This window comes from Paraglaciecola sp., from assembly GCF_039942875.1.
In the GTDB taxonomy this organism is placed as follows: domain Bacteria; phylum Pseudomonadota; class Gammaproteobacteria; order Enterobacterales; family Alteromonadaceae; genus Paraglaciecola.
In genome coordinates, this window is sequence record NZ_JBDVBQ010000043.1 from 1 (window position 1) to 22633 (window position 22633).

Below are 22633 nucleotides of genomic sequence, written 5' to 3' on the forward strand. Positions count from 1 at the left end.
AGCTGTTTAACTTACCAGGAAGAGCCACAATCGATACCCTCGCCTCATGGGTAGGCTCATCAAGTATTGCTGTTGTGATGACAGACTATCAATACAAACAAGGCTATTACAGTGCCCGTGAGTCAGCAGTAATTGCCACAAACTTCTCTGTGGTGTCTATTCCTTTTGTCCTTTTAACCGCTCAAGTGGCTGGGATTGAAAGTCACTTTTTACAACTTTATGCCAGCATGATTTTTATTTGTGTGTTATGTGCAATAGTTACCCCCAAACTGCCTCCTTTATCTTCTTTTAAAGATGAATATTGTGGTGGCCAAGAAAAACAATTGAATGAAGATGTAGATTCACAAGAAAGCCGTTTAGCATGTGCCACCCATAGGGCCATTGCTACGGCAAAAAAGGCACCATCACCACTAAGTTCGATTAAAAAGGGCTTTTGGTCGATGACAGATATTTATCTAATGATGATGCCAGCGGCCATGACAATTGAATTTTTGACCCTAGCGGTTTACAGCAATACAGGCATATTACAAACCCTGAGCTATCCCTTTATATTTTTACTCGAAGCCTTGAATATTCCTGAAGCAGAAATGGCCGCACCGGGGTTATTTATTGGATTACTTGACCAATTCGTACCGACTATCATTGCAGGTAGTTTAAGTGAACCTCTCACTAAATTCATACTTGCTGGTTTATCAGTGACTCAACTTATATTTTTTGCTGAAACTGCCATATTGATTATGCGCTCGGCTATTCCCATCACCATTACTCAGTTAATTGCCATATTTGCCATCAGAACCGCTATTTCATTTCCGATACTAGTTGTTATTGGTCATATGCTATTTTGAGTACGTAAAAATACATAACATTCTTCGTATGTTTTACAGCTCTTAGCTGTGATTAGATGGTACATATATATTAGTAGTAATAGGTAGAACCATGGAATACATAAAAACAATAACAAAAGAGCATGTCTCAGCGCACGGCTTGCCAGCAATCACCTTTAAAGACAAAGATATTTATGAGCAAGAGTGCGACAGAGTATTTGCAAGTGGCTGGGCAAGTATTGGTTGTGGCCAGCAAATCAGTAAACCTGGCGATATATTACCTATTCGAATTGCAGGCCAATCATTAATTGCTATTCGCAATAAACAAGGTGAAATCGGTGTGTTCCACAATGTATGTCGCCACAAGGCCGCTCCTTTGGTCGATGAGCCTTGCAACAAACGCAGCTTAGTGTGTCCTTACCACAAGTGGTCTTTTAAAATAGACGGCGACTTATTAAGTGCCCCTAGGTATTTTGGTAACGATAACAAAGTCATGACAGCCGAAGACAAAGCCAACAAAGGCTTAATCAAAGTTCGCTTTGCAGTATGGTGGGATATTATTTTCGTCAATATAGATGGTGCAGCTGAACCTTTTGAAGATTTCATCAAGCCGTTAGACAAACAGCTAGCTAGCTATCCAAAAGACGACATTCGTATGATCAGCACCACAGATTACTCAGGAGAGGTTAACTGGAAGCTAGCAGTAGATAACTTTTTAGATGGCTATCATGTGCCTTTTGTTCATTCACAAGCTTGCAGCCTAGAGTCAGTCCTTGGGCAAGAAGATTTATTTTTGTCTGAGAATATTATTGGTTTACACCTGCCCCATGGTGCCAGTGCAAAGCCAGCCAAAACCGCCAAACAGTTACCTCACTTTCATGGCCTACCGCCAGAGAAACAAGGAGCACAACAATGGTTTGGCATATTCCCTAATACTTTATTTTTTGTTGACCCATGTTGGGTGCAAACCATAGTGGTAAAACCTATGGGCGAAACCCACACTGCAGAATCTCTTAGTGTTTACGTGGTAAATGACGAAGCCGCGAGTGACGAGTATCAGGCCGAACAAGCCCGTTTGCATGAAGTCTTAAACGAAGTGAACCAACAAGATATCGAACTACTCGATAAGCTACAAATTACCCGTAGCAATAATATCGCCAACCAAGGGCACCTTAATGACGCTTGGGATCAAGTGAACATGACGTTTCACCAAATGTGGCTTCAGAAAATGACAGCTAAAACGGCTAACTAGGTGAGCAATTAAATGAATAAACACACTAAGACCACACAGAGCAAACTAGCATGAGCTGTATCATTATAGGGGCGAGTCATGCTGGCGTTCAGGCAGCGATTAATTTACGCACCCAAGGCTATACCGATGGCATCACCCTAATTAGCGCTGATAAGGTATTACCTTATCAGCGCCCGCCTTTATCTAAAGCGTTTTTACAGAATACCTTACCTGAGCAGAGATTATGGCTACGTCCAGAAACCTTTTATCAGCAAAAAGACATTGATTTACGCCTAAGTACGCGCGTGGTCAAAATTGATAGACAAGAACAACAGGTAGTTTTAGATAACCAAGATAAGCTCAGCTACAGCAAGCTAATACTGGCTACCGGTGCTTCAATCCGTAAATTGACAATCTCAGGTAGTGGCTTAGAAGGGGTTCATTATTTACGGGACCATCAAGACACCCTTGGCTTAAGAGAGCAATTGCCAGAAACCAATAACGCAGTTGTCATTGGTGGCGGTTACATAGGACTAGAGGCCGCCGCGTCACTTAAAAAACTCGGTAAGAATGTGACCTTGTTGATCAATAGCGAACGCCCGCTGCAACACCTTACTAGCCCAGTAATCAGTGATTACCTAAGTCAGTTGCAACACACAAATGGAGTTGATATTCAACCGTTAGCGCCAGCAACAGAAATTATAGGTGAGGGCAACAAAGTCGTAGCCGTAGCAGCCGCAAATGGTCAGCAATACCCTGCGGATATAGTGGTGGCTGGCATAGGTGTAAACCCAGAGCAGTTCTTAGCCGAAGAGGCAGGCTTAGCGGTAGAAAACGGCATTACAGTAAACCAATACATGCAAACTTCAGACGCTAATATTTTTGCTATTGGTGATTGTGTCAGTTTTTATCACCCTATGTATAAAAAGCAAATGCGTATTGAATCAGTACAAAATGCCACAGACCAAGCTAAAACTGCTGCATTGGCAATCTGTGGCACCTTAACGCCCTACTCAGCGACGCCATGGTTTTGGTCTGATCAATATGATGCAAAGCTACAAATTGCAGGAATATCTGCAGGGTATGATGACATAGTGGTGCGTAAAGAATCTGAAAAAAGCTTAGCGGTGTTTTACTTTTCTGGTGATAATCTTATTGCGGTTGACGCCATTAACCAGCCAAAATCATTTATGATCACCCGTAAATATTTACATGATCTACCCAAGGTAAATAAAACAAAACTGGCAGATTGCTCGCAAGATCTAAACAGTATTTTCACAGAATAAATAGGAGCACGAGATGACAAACATTACCTTTATATTACCCGATGAGAGTCAAATTACTGTGGCAGCAAACGATGGCGATAGCCTAATGCAAACTGCGGTAGACAATGGTATTGAACAGATAAGCGCTGATTGTGGTGGCTGTTGTTCGTGCGCCACTTGCCACTGTTTTATTGACAACAGCTGGAAAGAAAAGTTAACCCCTGCCGATGATATGGAAACCGACCTGCTTGAAAACGCCATAGACAATGCTCAAGAAAACAGCCGCTTGTCTTGCCAAATATTTCTAGCACCAGAACACGATGGCTTAGTCGTAGAAATACCTGAAAGTGAATGGTAACAAGCTACTTGAATGAGTATTCCTAAATAACCTGAATACTGGATAAGCCGAACCTCTCGCTAACGCTCTTTTTGTGAAAATATTTGGGTGAGAAATAGCAAACCATTGAATTATATCGTTAAAATTAGTTTTAACTATACTTCTTATCCAGAACTCAGGTTAAATAAAGTTGCAAGGGTGAGCTATGTATTTACTCTTCCTTGCTGCTTTTGTTTACTTAACCATGACTATAATCATTTCCAAACTCTTTGGTAATACGCTGTAAATATCTGTCAAAATCATGCTTTTTCAGATAGTGATTTAACATAGCAACAGGTTTTGCCACATAATCACAATAATTACATTCAATTTTTTCTTCAGGATTGGTTTGCGTAAGTTGCTCAAGCTTATCTTGAATCAGCTCATGCCTTTGTTGTAAACCGACCACCCCAGCCTTGATCCCGTAGACGTCGCTCGATGGGTCTTTTTCCATGTAGCCGTAATCAACTAAAGCCCTTCTCAACTGATCAATAGCGTACATAGGTTGGGATAAATATTGATAGTTGACTATTGAGGAAATTAAACTATCTAATGCTGCCTTTTCATAGGTACGAGCAGACATATTTGACAAAATAAACTCAGCTATTTCTTTTTTCTTAAACTTCATAGACTCAAGCTTTCAGTGATGATTAACGAGGTTCATCCCCATAAAGGGGCTGCATTTGGGTACCCAGTTATTCGTCGCTAACATTAGAGTTTGGGCGCTGCTTTTTCTTGAAACGAAAGCCCAAACAAAAATAGCGCACTGATGAAATACGCCCCTGAAATTTCATAGGGTAGTGACAGTAAACGTGTCGCTAAATCTACTGGTAAATTCCAAGGAAGATACATAGAGCCCGTTGCGGTAACCGAATGTATGATACCAAATAAGGAGAACACGCCGGCAACAGCTAAAAAGTAAGATGCTTGTTTTAGGCGTTTATCCATCATTAACGCTACCGTTGCTCCCCAAAAAATTGCCGTGAGAATATATCCTTGAGATAACACCCGCATGGCGTAATAACCATTGTACCAGTGGTTTGACAACAGAGTATTGAGTCCAAAATGCAGTTCAGATGCTAACCCACCTGCTAAAGCGCCATCAATTTTTGCTTGGGCAGACATCAAACCAAAATGCACAGTGTTCAATAACCCATCCATTTTTACATAGACTAGGTTAATCACGGCAGGGATCATTGCCACAATGATGGCTGGAGTATGGTTCGATTCTTTGGTTTTTGAACTAGAAAACGCCAAGGAGATAATATCGATACACACTATGACCAAGAGCGGCAGAAATACAGCCTCTGGAATGTAGCTGAGCATAAAGTTTAACAAGCCACTAAAACAAATCATTAACATGGCTAGAATGGTAAACATACAATACAAGTGCCCTGCGCCCATACGTTTGTAGGTTTCGATACCCAGGTAAGGCGTGGTTTGCCCTACCCCACCAAACAGCCCAAGAGTAAAGGTGGCGGCCGCATCAGCGATAATCACGTTTCGTGTGGAATAGTTGAGATTAGATAACCGAGCAGCGGCCACTATGTTAGTCGCAATAACCGACACCAAGATAGCTAGCGGTGCGATAATCGCTAGATAGCCTAAGGTATATCCGAATAAGTGCTCTAATCCGCCCATCTGTAAATAGGGAAGGTGTAGCCCTAACATGTCAGCACTATTAGAAGAAGCTGTGTGCTCTGGTATCAATCCAAAGCTTTCAAACACATAGTAAAGAGGTAAGCAAATCAGCAAGGCCACCAAAGCACCAGGGGCACCTACAGGTAATCGAACATGAGCCATTAAACTAACAATACAAATAATTAAGGCCAACAAACCAATTAAAGGCATTTGAAACGCCGACAACACAGGGTTTGCTCCTAACCATACAAAAGCGACACCAGCAATTGAGCCCAACATGCCAGCCATAGGAATAAAACGGCGAATAGCGTCGTTACAAAAAGCTAAGGCAAACTTGATTATGCCTAACCATAATGACGTCCCCATTCCCACATACCAACTGTAAAGCAAGGCTTTTTCAGGGTCCTCAAACTCAGCGTTAAAAAACTGTAATGAAGGGCCAACGATTAATAAAATAATCGCCACTACACTTGTGATATCAATGCCTAAAGGTATTGCCGTTTTTTGCTCACCTGTTTGCTTACTTAAGCTAATGGCCATTCTGCTATACACAAGGTTACCTAAGAGGACCCCTAAGGCTAACGCAGGCGTAACTTTTTCAATAATAAAAGTAACCGGAAATCCCACAAAAGACAGTAACCCCAGCATCACAAATAAGGTAACGACAATATCAAAGAAAAACGTAAAGAAAGCATTGAGCTCAGGCCGTAAACCTAGGTTTGAAAATAATTTACTGGTCATGATTTACTAGCCCGCCACTATTAGACTGCGCCAAGTTTGATTGAACATTTGTAGTATATTTAGAAAATAAATCGTCGATTTCTTTGGCCCACTCTTTATGCCAATAAGCCTTTTTATCTTCACTTATCCAAGCAGCGTCAACCCCGTTTAAAATAAAGGCTTTGATATCTGATAAAGAAAACCCCATTTGTTCAACCAGCAGTACATATTCATTGGCTAAATCAGTGCCCATCATGGGAGGATCATCCGAGTTAATCATCACCTTCAAACCACCTTCTACCATGCGTTTAATGGCATGTTGTGGGTCTGCTAGATCATGCCAATGAGTGGTAATTGTGGTAGTTGAAGGGCATACGGTGAACACTATATCGCCCTTGGAAAACTCTGCCAGCATATCGGGGGAATCGACAATATGATAGCCATGGTCGATACGCTCACAGCCTAAAATATCTACCGATTTTTGTACATTTTCGGCGGGGCCAGCTTCACCTGCGTGAGCGGTTAAACGCAAACCTTGCTCTTTAGCTAATTGAAAGGTTTCTAAGTGTAATTCTGGAGGGAATGGGTTTTCATAATAATCTAAGCCAATACCCACTACTTGGTCACGCTGAGTGTTAAGAATGGTGTGCAAAAACGCGAGGTTTTCATCTGCAGGCTTTTCTCGATTAACACCGGGTATAAGCTGGCATTCAATCCCCAAGTCCTCAAACGCTCTATTTTTACCGGCAACAACACCATTCAGACAGGTTGCATAAGAAACACCATATTTAAAATGCGCCTGAGGACTGAAAAATAATTCAACATATCGCGCACCATTCATATGGCAATTAGCCAAACACTCGTAAGTTACCCGCTCAAAGTCTTGATGATCTACAATCGACTCACAAACCAAATTGTAAACATTAAGAAAGGCCGCTAAGTCTTTATTAAACTCATATAAATCAAGTGGCTTAGCGTACTCTGGCAATACAATGTTATTTTTAGCCGCTAATTCAATTAAGGTGAGTGGCATCACCGAGCCTTCTAGATGCAGATGCAATTCAGCTTTAGGCAAAAAAGCCATTAATTCTCGTAATGTATTCAATGCACTTCTCTTTATTAGTTTTATTATGAAAAAGTCATTTAAAATATAAATTTAGTTTGTATGCAGCTCCACCATATACTAGGTCTAATTTATACAGCAAGCTTTTAACTCGCTTCTGTCATGGATTTTCATAAAATGCTGATACCACTAAATCATTATTGTTGAAATTAATATTACATTTAACTAAGTGCAAATTAAGCCAACTACTATGAACAATTCGTTTACCTAGCTGCAAATTTTCTATGGTGTAAGCTGATAAATGTGTGGTGTCTAATTGCTTGATAACACTAGGGTAAGAGACTCCTTGTGTAAAATTTCCACAAAGATAATAGACTTCCTTTCTAGCCTCGTTAGAGTAGAAACCTAGAATAGTTAAGCCCAATATACATAGTGCAACAATAAGCTTCATTGTTAAAATATCTCTTTAGTTCAGGGTCACCAAAGCGTAACCAGTGTATAAAATAATGCATCCAAGTAAAGTACAAACCATAGCTTTAATTTTGTTAAAGCTTGTTTTTGTTCCACAAATCAAGAACCAAAACATAATTGAATACATGACCAATTCACTTGCACCTTTAAGCAGTAAAAGTTGACATGATGCCCCTCCTATCCAAAATTGCAGAGGCAAGCTTTTAAGATAATAATCCCAAAACAATTGATACAAAATTGCCACAGGGATAACCCCCATACATAGCAATTTCCAGAAATTAAATTTTCGCATGTTACTGACAATTATCTGCTGTGTTGTAAAGGTTATTACTGCTTATTTAGCTAACCGTAATTGATTAAAAGCATAAAAAACCTTGAACTGAGGTTTGCTCAATAAGTCATCTTAAACGGTCTCTACTCTGCAGAAGAGTGTCCATATAATGGTTAAACTCTTGACTAAATTGGTAAGGACTCTCGTAGCCAGCGACCGCTGATACTTATGTCGACCGCCATACCTTCAGTCATCTTGATATTACCCATTGGTTAATCTATTTCGCTTTTTATATTCAGATGGCGTCATACCTTCTGTTTTCTTAAAAAAAGTATAAAACACGGATTTACTGTTAAACCCTACTTCATAAAAAATTTCTGTAATCGATTTTTGAGGTGCATTAACGAGTAACCGCTTTGCCTCATCGATACGATATTTATTAATAAACTCATAGAAATTAACCTGAAAGTGACGATTCAACGTGACAGATAAATCCTTAGTAGATACATCTAGTGTTTTTGCCAATTCATCTATGGTGATATCAGGTAAAAGATAAGGCTTCTCAGACTCCATAATGGTTTCAATACGCTGAGTGTAGCTAGGTTGTTGCGCCTTTTTGTCATCCCCGATTTGTTCAGGTGTTTGCGCTAGTATTGGCATAATAGAATGGGACTTAGTGACACTATAAAATAGCAGTGAAACTACAAGTAAAAAGGTAGCGTAATAAGAAAACAGCCCCAAACCAATAAGGGTAGAAACATCAATCTCAACACGTAAATTCACCACTTTGAGGACACTTAAAATGACCTCCACAAACATAATAATTAAAAAGCCAACAAGTAATAACTTAAGCCAGTTTAAATCAATGGTAGATATATCGGCACGGGCTTCTTTATGGCGCGAGTGATAACGGGCAATAAGCACAAAACAGCTCACTATATAGAACATACGTAACAGTTTTATAGCAGTGTCAGAGGCGATGAAATGCCAAGTGTGATAAAGCTCCCAATTTTCAATGGAGATTTGCTTCGCAAGATCACTCAGGCTGTAGTAAACCACAATTAAATAAACGGCATATGCCACAAAGGGAATAAGGTGAAGTAAATCTTTTTTGGTCAGTTTAAAGTCACTGTATACTGAAGACCTAATATAAAAATACAGCAAAACCGCATCTAAACAGTAAGCGAGACTGCCTACAAAAAACAAGTTGGGTTCAAAGTCCAATACTTCAAACCTAAATCTCACTCCAAAAAATGTTAACTCATGAAATGCAATTAACGCTTGGCTTGCTAAAAACCCCGATAGTAAGTAAGCACTAATATCTGGCATTCTATGGCTAGAAATAAGCATTAGTGCAAACAAAATAGAAAGTACAAATGTCATCACTAGAATGATGTCATTCAAATTAAAAACGACGCTACTCATAAACTTAAATTAGATATCCGCTTTAATAATTTAGCCGTAGTTAAGTAGTTTGCTTTCAAATTTTATAATACACAGGCTATTGGGTTAATTTGAAAAATTCGGCCAAAATCCACTAGGTGACAAATGCTAGCCTATTCTCAAAGGGGATCCTATGAATTTATGTGAAAGAGTGGCCTGAGGTTAACTTAAATACTTGAGGGCATTAAAATTGAACAGGTTTCATGCTCTACCGTTTAAAAAGTAAAAAGGTTGGTCATTGAGACCAACCTTTGCATTATCATTTTTGTAGGTTTTAACTCACTCTAGCTGCTCTTTGGTAATCATTCACCAAAGAGCAACTTTTTAGTTAACTTGGTTCAGCCTTATTGGCAACTAATGGTCGCTTCTTTTGCAGTTTGAGGAACCAGGTTTATATCCGAAACAGATAGTTGCAATGCCCCTTCAGACTCTAAAGAAAACGGTGACACTATTTTTTCGAATTTTATGCCTTTATCAGCAAAACACTTCAAGTCGAAGCTTAAGCTAGACCATTCACCTAATGGCAGAGCGTTAACCGACTCAGTTATGTCTAACTGAGTGCGACAGCTACCTTTCTCTTCAGAAAACGCTTCGCAATTCATAGCAATATACACTTTATCAGTTGGTTGGCTATCCAGTTTAACTAGCATAGACAAGCTACTTTGAAGTAATAAATCCTTAGTGATATCTTCTCTGAAACTACTCTTGCTTCTAATTCTCACGCCCGCTAATTCATTACCATCCAACTTGATTGAAAATGAATCTTCTTGAACTTCCCTATCTACTGTGCGGTATGCAAGACCTTCCATTTGGTGAGAGTTAGCACTAACTAGCATTTCTTTATCACCAGTGAATAGATGCATTAACCAAGGCTGGTGCATAGTGCCCGTGTATAGGTGCCTGACTTGTGCTTTGTCCACATCTAAGGCTACGAATTCAGATAAGTTATCATCTAAAACATTCTCATCTTGATATGTCAGACCAAAGCCATAAGGTAATAATGGCGCATAGTCAGTATCACCAAAGTTAACATTTGATTGCTCTGCAGACTTAGGCCAAGAAAATGATAATTTACCTTTAAAGTCATGTTGCACCGAACCATCAGCATTAGCTAATACGACCTCTGCGACACCGTTTCCTTCAGAGCCCGGCAACCAAGCTGCCACAAGTGAGTCAGATGCGTTCAACTCAGCATTGATCCACATTGGCCTTCCAGAAATAAAGATGGAAACAACCGGTATACCTTGAGCATTAAGTTTTTTAATTAATGCTAGGTCTCGTTTGTCACCCTGTTGATAGCTTAAATTTTCTCTATCGCCGTGACCTTCTGCATAAGGCTCTTCACCAAAAACAACAATAGCAACGTCAGGCTTGTCTTCGAATTCACCATCAACATTTAGATTAATCGTGCCACCAGCTGCGGTAACTTGCTGTTGTAACCCTTCATAAATTGAAGTGCCACCTGGAAAGTCTGCATTAGTATTGTTGGTACCTTGCCAAGTAATAGACCATCCGCCAGATTGCTTGCCTATATTATCCGCAGCATCACCTGCTACTAAAATCGACAGTTTAGGGTTTAACGGAAGTAAGTTATTTTTATTTTTCAACAGTACTAACGACTCTCTTACTGCTTGGCGAGCCACGTCTCTATGACTTTGTTGACCAATCAACTCTGTCTTGCCAGAAAATTTACGGTCCGCAGGGCTAGGTTTGTCAAATAAACCTGCACGCACCTTTACTCTTAATATACGGGTAACCGCATCATTGATCCGTGACATAGGAATAGTGCCGTCTTTTACTTGGGCGATGGTATTTTCATATAATGGTTTCCAAGCATCGGTTGGTACCATAAAAATATCTAAACCGGCGTTGATAGATTGTGGGCAACTATCGTTAGTGCACCCTTTAACTTGGCCGTGGCCATTCCAATCACCAACAACAAATCCATCAAATCCCATTTTGTCTTTTAGCACATCTGTTAATAGGTACTTGTTGCCATGAACTTTATCACCATGCCAACTGTTAAATGACGCCATAACAGATTGCGCGCCAGCGGTTAGGCCGCCCACATACCCTTGCGCGTGTATATCAAACAGTGCTTGTTCACTGCTTATGTTATCGCCTTGGTCATCCCCTTTGACTGTTCCCCCATCACCGATAAAATGTTTTACGGTACTGATCACTCGGCTATCTGAAAGAAAATCTTTATCTGCATGACCTTGCAGACCTTTTACAATTGACGCAGCGTAATTTCTGACGATTTCAGGATCTTCAGAATACCCTTCATAGGTACGACCCCACCTGTCATCACGAACCACAGCTACTGTTGGCGCAAATACCCAATCAATACCCGTCACCATCACTTCGGTGGCTGTTACACTGGCTATTTTTTCAATTAGGTCGGGGTTATTTGCTGCACCCAAACCAATATTATGGGGAAATAACGTGGCACCAATAACATTGTTATGACCATGAACGGCATCTGTGCCCCACATAGTAGGAATGTTTGTTCCATCGACACTCTCGTCAACTGAAGCTAAGTACATATCATCAGCTAACTTTATCCAATCTTCAGCTGTCGAATGTTTGTTGTTATTAGGAAATGCCCCACCACCATTTAGATAAGAACCAAAACCATAGGTACGCATATCTTCTACTGTAATATCTCTGATTTCAGGTTGGATCATCTGTGCAACTTTTTGCTTCAACGTCATCGAAGCTATAATCTCTTTTACCGCGGCTTCAACCTCTTGATCTTGCTTCACAGCTATATCTAATTTAGGCCAAATTTCTGCAGCCTTAGTGTCTTCAATGGCACGTGTGTCATTGCCATTATTACAAGCAGTTAAAGCAAACATTGCGCCTGCTAAAATACTAATTTTAAGTGGTGTGTTCATAGTTTATCCCAAATTAATGTATTCAAAATTGGTTACTGATTTGAATTATTTTATTGCCATACAAAATCAATGACGTGGAAATTATTTTAAACTTGAAAGTTTGGCGTCCTAAAAACAAGCTGACATTCAAACCCGGCTATTTTTGAGTTCGAACAAGCGTTCGTCTAACCGAACAACCCTTTATTTATAAGCGATGTAGCCTAATTAACTTGCAACGCAAAAAGTAAAAAAATAGTTAAAAAACACGAAGAATCACTAGAAAGTATGAATAAAAATTTAAGAGGATCTGCAAAGCTTGACTCACCGACTAGCGTATAACTATGTCAAACGAGAGATTTTTGAGGTGTAGAGTTAAAGTTCGATTACTCAAAACTGCAATCGAACACTTAAATATATTTGTTTGCGGGTCACGCAAATATAACTGTTGGTTACTCGTTTGATACCTGAGTAAACTGTGCCATAAATGCTTCAATTCGAGCGCAAGCATCATCCAATTGCTTATCGTCCACAACATAAGAAATTCGAATATAGTTGGCAGCACATTCTCCAAATGCGGTAGCGGGCAACACCCCAATTTTTTGTTGTTCGAATAACATTTCTGCGAATGCTTGACCGTCTAACCCAGTTTGACTCACATTAACTAATAAAAACATAGACGCTTTAGGAGGTACGCAGGTTAACAATGGCTGCTGATTGAAACAGCTCAACAAACGATCTCGGCGGCGTTGATAGGTCACTCTCATTTGTTCAGCTTCGGCCAAAGCATTAGGATCGGTTAGCGCTGTATAGGCCGCTTCTTGAACAAACCCCGGTAAACCGTAGAGCATACACAAAGATAAGTTACTTAGATGGCAAATTAACTCGGTAGGTCCTATGGCCCACCCAGCTCTCCACCCCGTCATGGCATGAGATTTAGATAAACTATTTAACGTCACTGTGCGCTCGGCCATATTATCTAATCCAGCAATGCTAACGTGCTCACCTTCAAAGATGGTATGACTGTACACTTCGTCTGACATAACCCATAAGTCATGTTTTATGGCTAAATCAGCAATGAATTGTAATTCACTTTTGGTAAGCATCACGCCACTCGGGTTACTGGGCGTTGCAAAATAAATCGCTTTAGTTTTATCTGTTATGGCTTGTAGCAGGGCGTTTTCATCGAGACAAAAATCATGGTCTACGTCCATAGAAACAGGCACCAACTTTGCCCCAGTTAACTGAATACAAGCTTCGTAGGTGACATAATTAGGTTGCAACACTAAGACTTCGTCGCCAGCCTCTAAAATGCACATAGACGTGGCAAACAAGGCATTTTGTGCCCCTGCCAGTAAAATTACATTATCTTTGGTAACTTGCTGACCGCAACGCCCTTGGTGATCAGCTGCAATTTTATTACGCAGGTGATCTCTGCCTTCAATGTCGACATAGTGGGTATCCCCTCCTCGCAAGCTTTTTACTGCACTTTCAACAATAGGCGCTGGAGTATCAAAATCTGGGTCCCCAATACTTAGCACAATGACACTTGGGTCCTGCTCTTTTAATGCTGTGGCTTTAAAATGAATATCCCAAGCGTCAACGGTTTCCCCTTGAATTGCTTGAGTAAGTGGCGCGTAACGCATAACAAATTCCTAACTACCTATAAAAAATGGCGTGTAAAAACACGCCATCATCAACTCAACGATTTAAGCCTATTTTGCCTCAGCATCAATCAATAATGCTTTGGTTTCTGTGTATTCCTTGAGCCCTTCAAGGCCCCACTCGCGACCGTTTCCAGATTGTTTATAACCACCAAATGGTGTGTCTGGCGTGAAGTAAGCCCCCTGCAAATAACATTGGCCAGCACGCAATTTTTTACCAATTCTCATGGCTTCTGTGCGATCAGCAGCATATACGGCAGAGGCTAAACCAAACGGTGTATCGTTGGCTTGTACAATTGCCTCTTCAATATTGTCGTAAGGGATAATGCAGAGCACAGGCCCAAAAATTTCTTCTTGGGCAATAGCCATATCGTTGCTGACCTCTGAAAAGATAGTCGGCGCTATATAGGCCCCTTTACTAAATTCAGCAGGGACGTCAGTACCACCGCACAATAATTTCGCGCCTTCTTCTATGCCTTTTTTGATATAAACCAAAACTCGGCTTTGTTGCAGGTGCGAACTCAACGGCCCCATGTTGGTTTCTGCCAGCATTGGATCACCTAGTTGCCATTCAGCGGCGACGGTTTTGGCAATCGCCTCTACTTCAGCAAGCTGTGCAGCTGGCACTAACATGCGGGTTAATGCACTACAGGTTTGCCCAGAGTTAAGCATTACATCTTCAACCCCGTAACGTACCGCGGCCTCTAAATCAGCACCTGGTGCAATAATGTAAGGGGATTTTCCGCCTAATTCCTGACAGACTCTTTTAACCGTCGGAGCTGCAGCTTGGGCCACTTTTATACCTGCACCAGTCGACCCCGTAAACGACACCATATCCACTTTAGGATGGCTACATAAACGCTCACCAATTTGACTACCCACACCGGTTAGCAAATTAAAGACACCTTTGGGTAGGCTGGTTTGGTCGATGATTTCTGCCAATATCAAATCTTGAATAGGCGTTTGTTCAGCAGGTTTAACCACCATAGTACAACCAGCAGCTAGCGCTGGCCCTAGCTTGCCCACTAATTGTGATAACGGGTAATTCCAAGGGTTAATCAACACGCAAACACCAATAGCTTCACTGACTACAACATGGTTTTCATGGGTGTCTTGCTTGTCTAATTCAGCAGCCAAAGGTGCAAAACTGCGTAATGCATCAATAGAGCCTTGCACCTGGTAGTCGTCAGAAAAAGTAATAGGGCAACCCATAGTGGCGACAATAGCCTCTATAATTTCATCTTTTCGAGCTTGCATACCGTCTGCGATTTCGTTAATTACGGCAGCCCGGACTTCTGAAGATTGTTCTGACCAAGCTAAAAAAGCTTGGCTTGCAGCATCAATGGCTAAATCTACGTCTTGCTCGTTGGCAGCCGGTACACTTGCATAAACCTCTCCATTAGCTGGGTTGACCACATCAAGTTTTTCATTGCCTTGGCTATTGACCCACTGACCATCAATATAGAGTTGTTGAAAATTTTTCATTTTATACCTTAATTTATTATTGCTAACGACATCATTACTGAGTCGCGAGTTTTAGCACTGCACCTAACAAAACCTGACACCCAGCTGAGATATCTTCAGGTTTGGCATTTTCTGCTTCATTATGGCTTATCCCTTTTTCACAAGGGATGAAGATCATAGATGTGGGGGCAACTTTTGAAACATAAACCGAATCATGTCCAGCCCCTGAGAACATCTCTTCGAATGGCATCCCCATCGCGCTAACTGATGAGCGTACTGCATCAATACAAGCTTCATCAAAAGCCACCGCAGGAGAATTCCATTCGTCTTTTATTTCGAATTTCACATTACAATCTGCACATACTTTTTCAGAAATCTCTCTGAATTTGGCATCCATTTTTTGTAATGTATCTTGACTTGGGTGACGTAAATCAACGGTTATGGTTAGAGTTTCCGGTACCGTATTACGAGAGCCTGGGCTGACATTAATGTCGCCAAACGTCGCCCTTGCTTGGGGGGCAAATTCATCCGCTAGGGAATACAGCTGAGTGATGATTTGAGCCATAGCTTTAACTGGATCTTTACGCTGCTCCATAGGGGTTGGACCTGCATGTACGGGTTGACCATGAATAACTAGGTCGTACCAGCGCATGCCTTGCACGCCTTGCACTACGCCAATTTGTTTATTTACAGCTTCTAAAATTGGCCCTTGTTCAATATGTAATTCAAAGGCCGCTTTTATTGGGAAAGGCGCACAGGGAGCATCACCTAAGTACCCAATACGCTCAAGTTCCTGCTTGATAGTCGCACCTTGCTTATCACTGCGCTGCCATCCGTAATCTAACGAAAAATCACCACACCAAACCCCAGAGCCCACCATGGCAGGGGAAAATCTTGCGCCTTCTTCGTTGGTCCAAACCGCGACTTCTATTGGATGCAAAGTAGTAATATTGGCATCATGTAAGGTGCGCAACACCTCTAAACCACCTAATACACCATACACACCATCAAACTTTCCGCCTGTTGGCTGAGTATCTAAATGACTGCCCATTAACACAGGAGGTAAACTCTTGTCAGTACCTGCTTTGCGTAAAAACAAGTTACCCATTTCATCGACTCTACGCTCGCAACCAATTGCTTCGCACCAACCAACAAATAGGTCACGGCCTGCTTTATCTAAATCAGTTAACGCTTGGCGATTACAGCCACCTTTATCTGTCGCACCAATTTCAGCCATGGTCATCAAGCTATCCCATAACCTTTCACCATTAATTTGCAATGCCATTTTGATGCTCCTATGCGTCTTTTCTGCTTAAAGGTTGGCACATACAATGTACGCCACCACCGCCAGATGTGAACATTGACATATCTGGGGCATAAACTTCTAAGCCGTGGGCTTTGGCTTTACCCACCAGCTCAGTACTGGCTTCTGGGATCAAAACTCTGTCTTTACCTAATGCCACCACGTTTACACCAAGCTCTAATACAGAACGATATGAAATATCGATAATTTCAATGCCTCTAGCTTTCAACCAATCCAGTAATTCGTCCTCTACCGCCTGAGTACATACAGCGGCTAGTTTTTCTGACAACATGGCAAATTTTACGTCTAGGTGCAAAAAATACGGGTCAAACTGATACGATTTAAATTCCCAGCCTTCTTTTTCAACCCAGCTGCGCATTTGATTGAGACCTGCTTCACTGGTGCGTTCACCCGTATAACCACACAAGATGACTCCGGGTTCAAGCACCATAAAATCCCCGCCTTCAAAAGAGCCTGCGGTAATTGCATCGTAAATAGGAATGTCATTTTCTTGATAAAAGCGCATGACTTCAGCCCATTCACCCCGTCGCCATGGGCTATACATTTGGGTCACTACTGGCCCCCAAGGAGTTAACACCGAAGAGTCCCGGGCATAAATCTGATAGGGTAAATGTTCACTTGCTTCTAAAATGTGAGTTTTCACACCGCAGTGTTTATACACGTCTAACATTTCTTGATATTGCTGCTGGGCCACTTGTTTATCGTATTCACGACCTAACCTAAGTGAACGCCGTGACATAGCATTACCTGTTTGCCAATCGTAATAATCCATTGGGCCAATTAGTACTTCTTGCAGTTCTGCGTATTCAGAGTCCATGCTCCAGTAATCTAAGCGTGAGGTTCTGCCCTGCTCATTACGTCGAAAAAAGTTAGATTTCATTTAAAACACCCTACCGAAAAACATGCACTTAGTTTATGGTTACATTTTAATTACTCAAGCAATGATTTTTTACCATATTGGTTAGAATATTAGACCAATAACCCAAGACCTATTTTTATAGAAAAAAGTACCCTATGAAGCCAAACCAAAGCCCTTATTTAGATTTGCGACAAATACCTTTAAATGCCCTGCTTGCCTTTGAAGCGGCTGGCCGTCACTGCCATATGCGCCGGGCAGCTCAAGAAATGTTTGTGTCTCATTCGGCCCTTAGTCGTCATATAAAATTGCTTGAAGCTAGGTTAGGTACACAGCTATTTGAACGCAAACATAATAAATTACGACTCACCGCACCGGGCAGTCGCCTACTAGCGTCTATTCAAAGTGCTTTTTCTGAATTAAACAAAGGCCTGCATTCCCTCGACCCCACCTTAGTTGCGGGTGAGGTAGTGATTGGCACCACAGCCACCATAATGCTCAATTGGTTATTACCTGTATTAGCAAAAGTACAACAACAATACCCTGAAATAACCTTCAATTTGCAAACCTTAGAGCCTCAACAACAATCACTCCCCTCTAATTTAGATATGGCTTTGTGTTTGGGCAAGCCAAAGGATCCCAGCCGAGTAGTCAGTAAACTTTACGATGAGTATTACGTGCCTGTTTGCAACCCAAGCTTGTTAAAAGGCCTGCCGGTACAGAATGTAGAACAACTATTGGGTTACCCGTTAATTCACGACAGTTTACAGCAATGGTTTACTTGGTTTGAGCACCATACCTTAGATGGCAATACAGCAAAACAGCACACTTATTTTGAATATGCCTACCAAGCTATAGAAGCAGCACGTTTAGGCATGGGCATGGTTTTAGCAGATATTGTTGAAGTTGAAGAAGACATAAAACAAGGCAAGCTAATGCAGGCCATAGACTCACCTCACACTGAAGGTCAGTCTGTATATTTGGCCACCCACGAAGACTCACAAATAAATTATCGTACCCAAATAGTAATAAACAGTATTTTAGAAAACCTTACCCAAAAAGGCGCAAAACTAGGTTCCGCTAACTAAACTTTATAGGCTGCATATTGCTTCACTAATTCGGTAGGAGTTTGGTTAAAGTGTTTTTTAAATGCGCTCACAAAATTGGATGAATGGTTATAACCCACCATATATGCCACTTCTCCGATGGTTTTACCTTCAAAAATCAATGCATGGCGAGCAGCTTCTAGTCTTTTGGTACGTAAGTAATCAGATAAGGTAGCGCGATGATACTCTTTAAAGTAACGCTGTAAGGTACTCAAACTAGTACCTAACTTTTTGGCAATATCGGCGCCATTGTGTTTGCTAAAAATAAAGGCATCGACTTCTTTTTCAAATGCCCTAAATGGTGAGCGTATTGGAGTGTGTATACTCGAATGCTCATGGTAAGAACCATCCAATAAATACTTTACGCTATGACTAAACAATGTCAGTGCATATTGTTCGCAATAGAGGTCTGTTAACATATTTTGATGGTCGCGATGTTCAAAGAATTGCTCGCATACATTGAGTACCTGTTGGTCACAGGACCATTCTTTAACCACTATATCATTTTCAAAAAGAGAGGCGTTAGCCCCTAAGCTCGTAAACGATCTCAGTCTTTGCTGCATCCACTCTTGAGACACTGAAATATTTACTTTTTTGACCTTATTATTTTCGACTAACCTACGCATAAAAATCACGGTTTTATTGTTGGCGTAAGCAAACACTCTAGGGCCATGCTCAGCAGAAATCGAGAAGGTATTTTGATTTAAGCTGAACTCAATTACCCCTTCAAGAAGGATACAAACACTAATACTGGGTTCTATTTCAGTGCTGCATTGCGCGTTTTCTTGTTCGAGCATGTTAGCCACATGTACATTAATACCACTAGGCAAGCTCTGATAATCTAAGTTACCTAACATTAATGCATCTTTATCATGAAACGCTGGTGATAACAAAAACGTCTCAAAACCAGTGTTTGACAATTTCCTTGATAACTCTAACTTAGATACCGAATTAAACTCGCCCACTTCCTTCTCCCTATGGCTGTTGACCATATTGCATAACACGCTGATTAAATTTCATAATAAAGGCTAGAACTTAAAATATATCACAATGGTATTGTAATGATAATTGTTCTCATTAAAATTATTATTGTAAGGTAAACCCATGAAATTTGCTCCAAAAAACATGCGCTACTCGGCGATTGCTCTGTCAGTCGTAGCCTCATTAACATCCTTAACCGCACAATCACAAGAGAAAAGTGACGCTGAAGCCGCAGTCGAAAACGTGACGGTTTGGGGCACAGAAGTTAAAACTACTTCGTTATTTTTAAAACAACAAGCCATAGCAGACAAACAAGCCGATCATATTAGTGATTTACTACGAGTGATACCGGGGGTAGACGTAGGTGGTGCGCACTCATTAAACCAACGTATTACAATTCGTAGTATGGACGATAAAGATTTACAAATCTCCATAGATGGAGCCAGACAAAACTCGTACATGTATCACCATTTAGGTAACCTTCAAATTCATGCGGATATATTACAGTCTGTTGATATCAATGTAGGAACTAACAGTGTCATAAATGGTGGTATTGGCGGTGCAGTGCGTTTTGAAACCAAACAAGCAGCTGATTTACTAGATAAAGATCAACAGTTTGGCGCGCGTGTTCAAGTGGGTGCAGGCGATAACTCAGGAACGACTTTATCAGCCACAGCCTGTGGTATGTTGTCAGATAACACTGACTTTTTGGTTTATCACAATGCTGTAAATCGTGACAACTATGAAGTCGGTGGAGGCAAAATATTAAACTCAAGTGGGGGCATCATCGACGGTACAGATGGTACTGTGCGCGGTCTTGAGGGTGAGCTAAGAGACACGCTAATTAAACTGGGTTACAACCTTGGCAACAACCAGAGATTTGAGATTGGTTACGAAACCTACCAAGATGAAGGTAACTACAGTTATCGGCCTGACATGGGCCTTGCTACCGACCTAGCGATCACCAACTCTTTAGGTATTCCATTATTATGGCCAACAGAATTAACCCGTGACACCCTGACCGTAAATTACGATCTCACCCTAGACAATACAGTTATTAAAGCGGCTGTTTATAAAAATACCAGCGAGCTGAAACGTGATGAGTCTGGTTGGGCAGACAACGCTGCTTTTGCAGGTAACGCGGGCTTTATAACGGGAGAAGCCAATAATACAGGCGCATCGTTAATAGCCAATACAGTCATTGATAGTGCCATAGAGCATCAGCTAACTTATGGTTTTGACTATGTAAAACATGATACGGATTATCTTGGGCAATTCACAGATAGCACAGCTAGTTCAGGCGAAGACTCCAGTAACCTAGCATTATTTGTAGAGGACAAAATTACCTTAGGTGAGCAATTTAACATTATTCCTGGGCTGCGTTACGAAAGTTACGAAATTGATTCTGCTGTGGTTGATGCTGAGTTCGACGCATTTAATTTGGCATTGGCTTTTGAATACTCGCCAAGTAACGACTTGTTATTTCGTTTAAGTGCCACCGAGTTATTTAAAGGGCCAGAGATTAGCGAAGTATTTATTGGCGCTGGTTTATACGATACTCCTAATACTGATATAAAAGAAGAAACAGGGGTTAACCTTGAGTTGTCGTTTGCTTATCAAACAGAGATTGATAAAAACCAAAGCATTGCATTAGGTGCAACCTTATTTAAAACTGAAGTGAATGATTATATTTATGATTACGCTACAGCGCCAGATGAAGTGGGCGGCGGTTCATGGAAAGACAATGTAGGTGACATGAGCATAGATGGTTTTGAAGCTTATGTTGAATATAGCTATCAAGCCTTTACTACCTTGTTTACTGTATCTAGTGCTGAGAGCGAGTTATCAGCCTTTACTGATTACGCTAACCTACAAAACGCTAGGCTTGATCGTCAACAGGGCGACACAGTTACATTAAGCGTAAATTATACATTCTCAGATGCCAATATAGTGACCTCTTGGGAAATACAGCGTGTCCAAGATGTTGCGTCAGGAGTTGACCTAGATGGCGCCACCTTAGACAACAGCAAAGACGGTTTTGTGGTACACAATATGTCAGCTCGTTGGACACCTGAATCAGTAAAAGGACTTTCTCTAGTGTTTGGAATAGATAACGTATTTGACGAATTTTATGCCTCACAATCATCGCGTACAGGCGTGTCTTTTCACCCACTATTTGGTGAGCTGTACTTGCAAGACTTTGAACCTGGCCGCAATATCAAAGCCACTGTTCAATATAAATTTTAAAGTATGAGTGCAATTATTCTAACTGTTACCTCGGTTACCCCCATGGGAGGCGCTCTTAACCGTTTGGTTTTGAGCGCGCCAGGGCTTACCAGCGAACGGATCCCCAAATTCTATCAAGGCTTACATATTAAATTGTTTTTTAAACAGCCCCATCAAGCAGAGCTAGTGCTGCCTCAACGGGACGAAAACGATAAAATAGTATGGCCAACTGCCGACAAAAAACCTTTGGCCCGCACCTATTCCATAGTAGATTTTGATGCCGAAAATCATTCCATAACAGTGGATTTTGTTTTGCATCGAGACTATGGCATAGCCAGCGAGTTTGCCAAGTTAGCTAAACCCGGTGACATACTGGGTTTTGCAGGGCCAGGCTTAATCACTATGGTAGACCCCACTGCTAAGCAGCATTTGTTGGTGGGAGATTTATCTGCCATGCCAGCCATTGCAGCGGTACTAAATACACTTACTGACGATGATAGTGTGCGGGTCTTCATTGAGCTGGAAAGCGGCTGCGACCAAGCCTTAATTACCCAGCATTATTTTACAGGTAGAGAACATCAAGTTACCTTTGTAGAACAAAAATTTGCGGATAAATCCCAAATACTCGAGTTGGTGAGTAATTTAAATATTGCAGAGACTAAGCAGAAGTGGAGTATTGCCCTCGCAGGAGAGCACCTCACAGTCGTTAGCATTCGCAAATATTTACGGCAAATGGATTTTGATAAAAAAGCTCTATACGCAGTGCCCTATTGGCGCAATCAACAAAATGAAGAAACCTATCATGCAGAGCGTCACGAAGTGATGGATACATAA

At 41.2% G+C, this 22633-nt stretch carries 17 protein-coding genes and 1 pseudogene; 7 read left to right on the forward strand and 11 right to left on the reverse strand.

Annotated features, from left to right (window positions below; all coding sequences use genetic code 11):
• The 4 genes and pseudogenes from ABJE44_RS14140 to ABJE44_RS14155 form a co-directional block, all read left to right on the forward strand.
• A pseudogene (locus ABJE44_RS14140) lies at positions 1-845 on the forward strand (YjiH family protein); the annotation flags it as partial.
• A 91-nt stretch (positions 846-936) separates the two neighbouring features.
• Entirely contained in the window at positions 937-2076 is a 1140-nt protein-coding gene (locus ABJE44_RS14145; protein WP_348110218.1) for an aromatic ring-hydroxylating dioxygenase subunit alpha, read from the forward strand.
• A gap of 50 nt (positions 2077-2126) precedes the next feature.
• Positions 2127-3341: an FAD/NAD(P)-binding oxidoreductase gene (locus ABJE44_RS14150; protein ID WP_348110217.1), complete on the forward strand. Its 1215-nt coding sequence runs from the start codon at positions 2127-2129 to the stop codon at positions 3339-3341.
• Positions 3342-3354: 13 nt separating this feature from the next.
• Entirely contained in the window at positions 3355-3678 is a 324-nt protein-coding gene (locus ABJE44_RS14155) for a (2Fe-2S)-binding protein (protein WP_348110216.1), read from the forward strand.
• Positions 3679-3895: 217 nt separating this feature from the next.
• On the opposite strand, the gene ABJE44_RS14160 is transcribed toward ABJE44_RS14155, so the two are convergent.
• The 10 genes from ABJE44_RS14160 to ABJE44_RS14205 all read right to left on the reverse strand — a co-directional run bounded on the left by ABJE44_RS14160 (position 3896) and on the right by ABJE44_RS14205 (position 17510).
• Positions 3896-4324 (reverse strand): hypothetical protein, encoded by a 429-nt coding sequence (locus tag ABJE44_RS14160; protein ID WP_348110215.1) that lies wholly within the window; start codon positions 4322-4324, stop codon positions 3896-3898.
• Positions 4325-4407: 83 nt separating this feature from the next.
• Entirely contained in the window at positions 4408-6078 is a 1671-nt protein-coding gene (locus ABJE44_RS14165; RefSeq protein WP_348110214.1) for a hypothetical protein, read from the reverse strand.
• Positions 6068-7162 (reverse strand): adenosine deaminase, encoded by a 1095-nt coding sequence (add, locus tag ABJE44_RS14170; RefSeq protein ID WP_348110213.1) that lies wholly within the window; start codon positions 7160-7162, stop codon positions 6068-6070. Before add ends, ABJE44_RS14165 begins: the two co-directional genes overlap by 11 nt.
• A 118-nt stretch (positions 7163-7280) precedes the next feature.
• Positions 7281-7571, reverse strand: coding sequence for a hypothetical protein (locus tag ABJE44_RS14175; RefSeq protein WP_348110212.1), 291 nt, complete (start codon positions 7569-7571; stop codon positions 7281-7283).
• A 552-nt stretch (positions 7572-8123) separates the two neighbouring features.
• Positions 8124-9287 (reverse strand): helix-turn-helix domain-containing protein, encoded by a 1164-nt coding sequence (locus ABJE44_RS14180; RefSeq protein WP_348110211.1) that lies wholly within the window; start codon positions 9285-9287, stop codon positions 8124-8126.
• Between the two features lie 362 nt (positions 9288-9649).
• Positions 9650-12202, reverse strand: coding sequence for an exo 1,3/1,4-beta-D-glucan glucohydrolase (locus tag ABJE44_RS14185; RefSeq protein WP_348110210.1), 2553 nt, complete (start codon positions 12200-12202; stop codon positions 9650-9652).
• A gap of 428 nt (positions 12203-12630) precedes the next feature.
• Positions 12631-13824: an aminotransferase class I/II-fold pyridoxal phosphate-dependent enzyme gene (locus ABJE44_RS14190; RefSeq protein ID WP_348110209.1), complete on the reverse strand. Its 1194-nt coding sequence runs from the start codon at positions 13822-13824 to the stop codon at positions 12631-12633.
• Positions 13825-13893: 69 nt separating this feature from the next.
• Entirely contained in the window at positions 13894-15327 is a 1434-nt protein-coding gene (locus ABJE44_RS14195) for an aldehyde dehydrogenase family protein (RefSeq protein ID WP_348110208.1), read from the reverse strand.
• Positions 15328-15361: 34 nt separating this feature from the next.
• Positions 15362-16591, reverse strand: coding sequence for a Zn-dependent hydrolase (locus ABJE44_RS14200; RefSeq protein ID WP_348110207.1), 1230 nt, complete (start codon positions 16589-16591; stop codon positions 15362-15364).
• A 10-nt stretch (positions 16592-16601) separates the two neighbouring features.
• Complete coding sequence (locus ABJE44_RS14205) at positions 16602-17510, reverse strand: arginine deiminase family protein (protein WP_348110206.1); 909 nt, start codon at positions 17508-17510, stop codon at positions 16602-16604.
• A 134-nt stretch (positions 17511-17644) separates the two neighbouring features.
• On the opposite strand from ABJE44_RS14205, the gene ABJE44_RS14210 reads away from it, so the two are divergent.
• Positions 17645-18574 carry a LysR substrate-binding domain-containing protein gene (locus tag ABJE44_RS14210; RefSeq protein WP_348110205.1) on the forward strand — a complete coding sequence of 310 codons (930 nt, stop codon included), beginning with the start codon at positions 17645-17647 and terminating at the stop codon, positions 18572-18574.
• Here ABJE44_RS14210 and ABJE44_RS14215 read toward each other — a convergent pair.
• A complete protein-coding gene (locus ABJE44_RS14215) occupies positions 18571-19557 on the reverse strand; it encodes a helix-turn-helix transcriptional regulator (protein ID WP_348110204.1) in 987 nt (328 codons plus the stop codon). The two genes, ABJE44_RS14210 and ABJE44_RS14215, sit on opposite strands and share 4 nt — an antisense overlap.
• Before the next feature lie 139 nt (positions 19558-19696).
• Here ABJE44_RS14215 and ABJE44_RS14220 point away from each other — a divergent pair, with 139 nt between their 5' ends.
• Both ABJE44_RS14220 and ABJE44_RS14225 read left to right on the forward strand, forming a co-directional pair.
• A complete protein-coding gene (locus tag ABJE44_RS14220; RefSeq protein WP_348110203.1) occupies positions 19697-21820 on the forward strand; it encodes a TonB-dependent receptor in 2124 nt (707 codons plus the stop codon).
• Between the two features lie 3 nt (positions 21821-21823).
• Complete coding sequence (locus tag ABJE44_RS14225) at positions 21824-22633, forward strand: siderophore-interacting protein (protein ID WP_348110202.1); 810 nt, start codon at positions 21824-21826, stop codon at positions 22631-22633.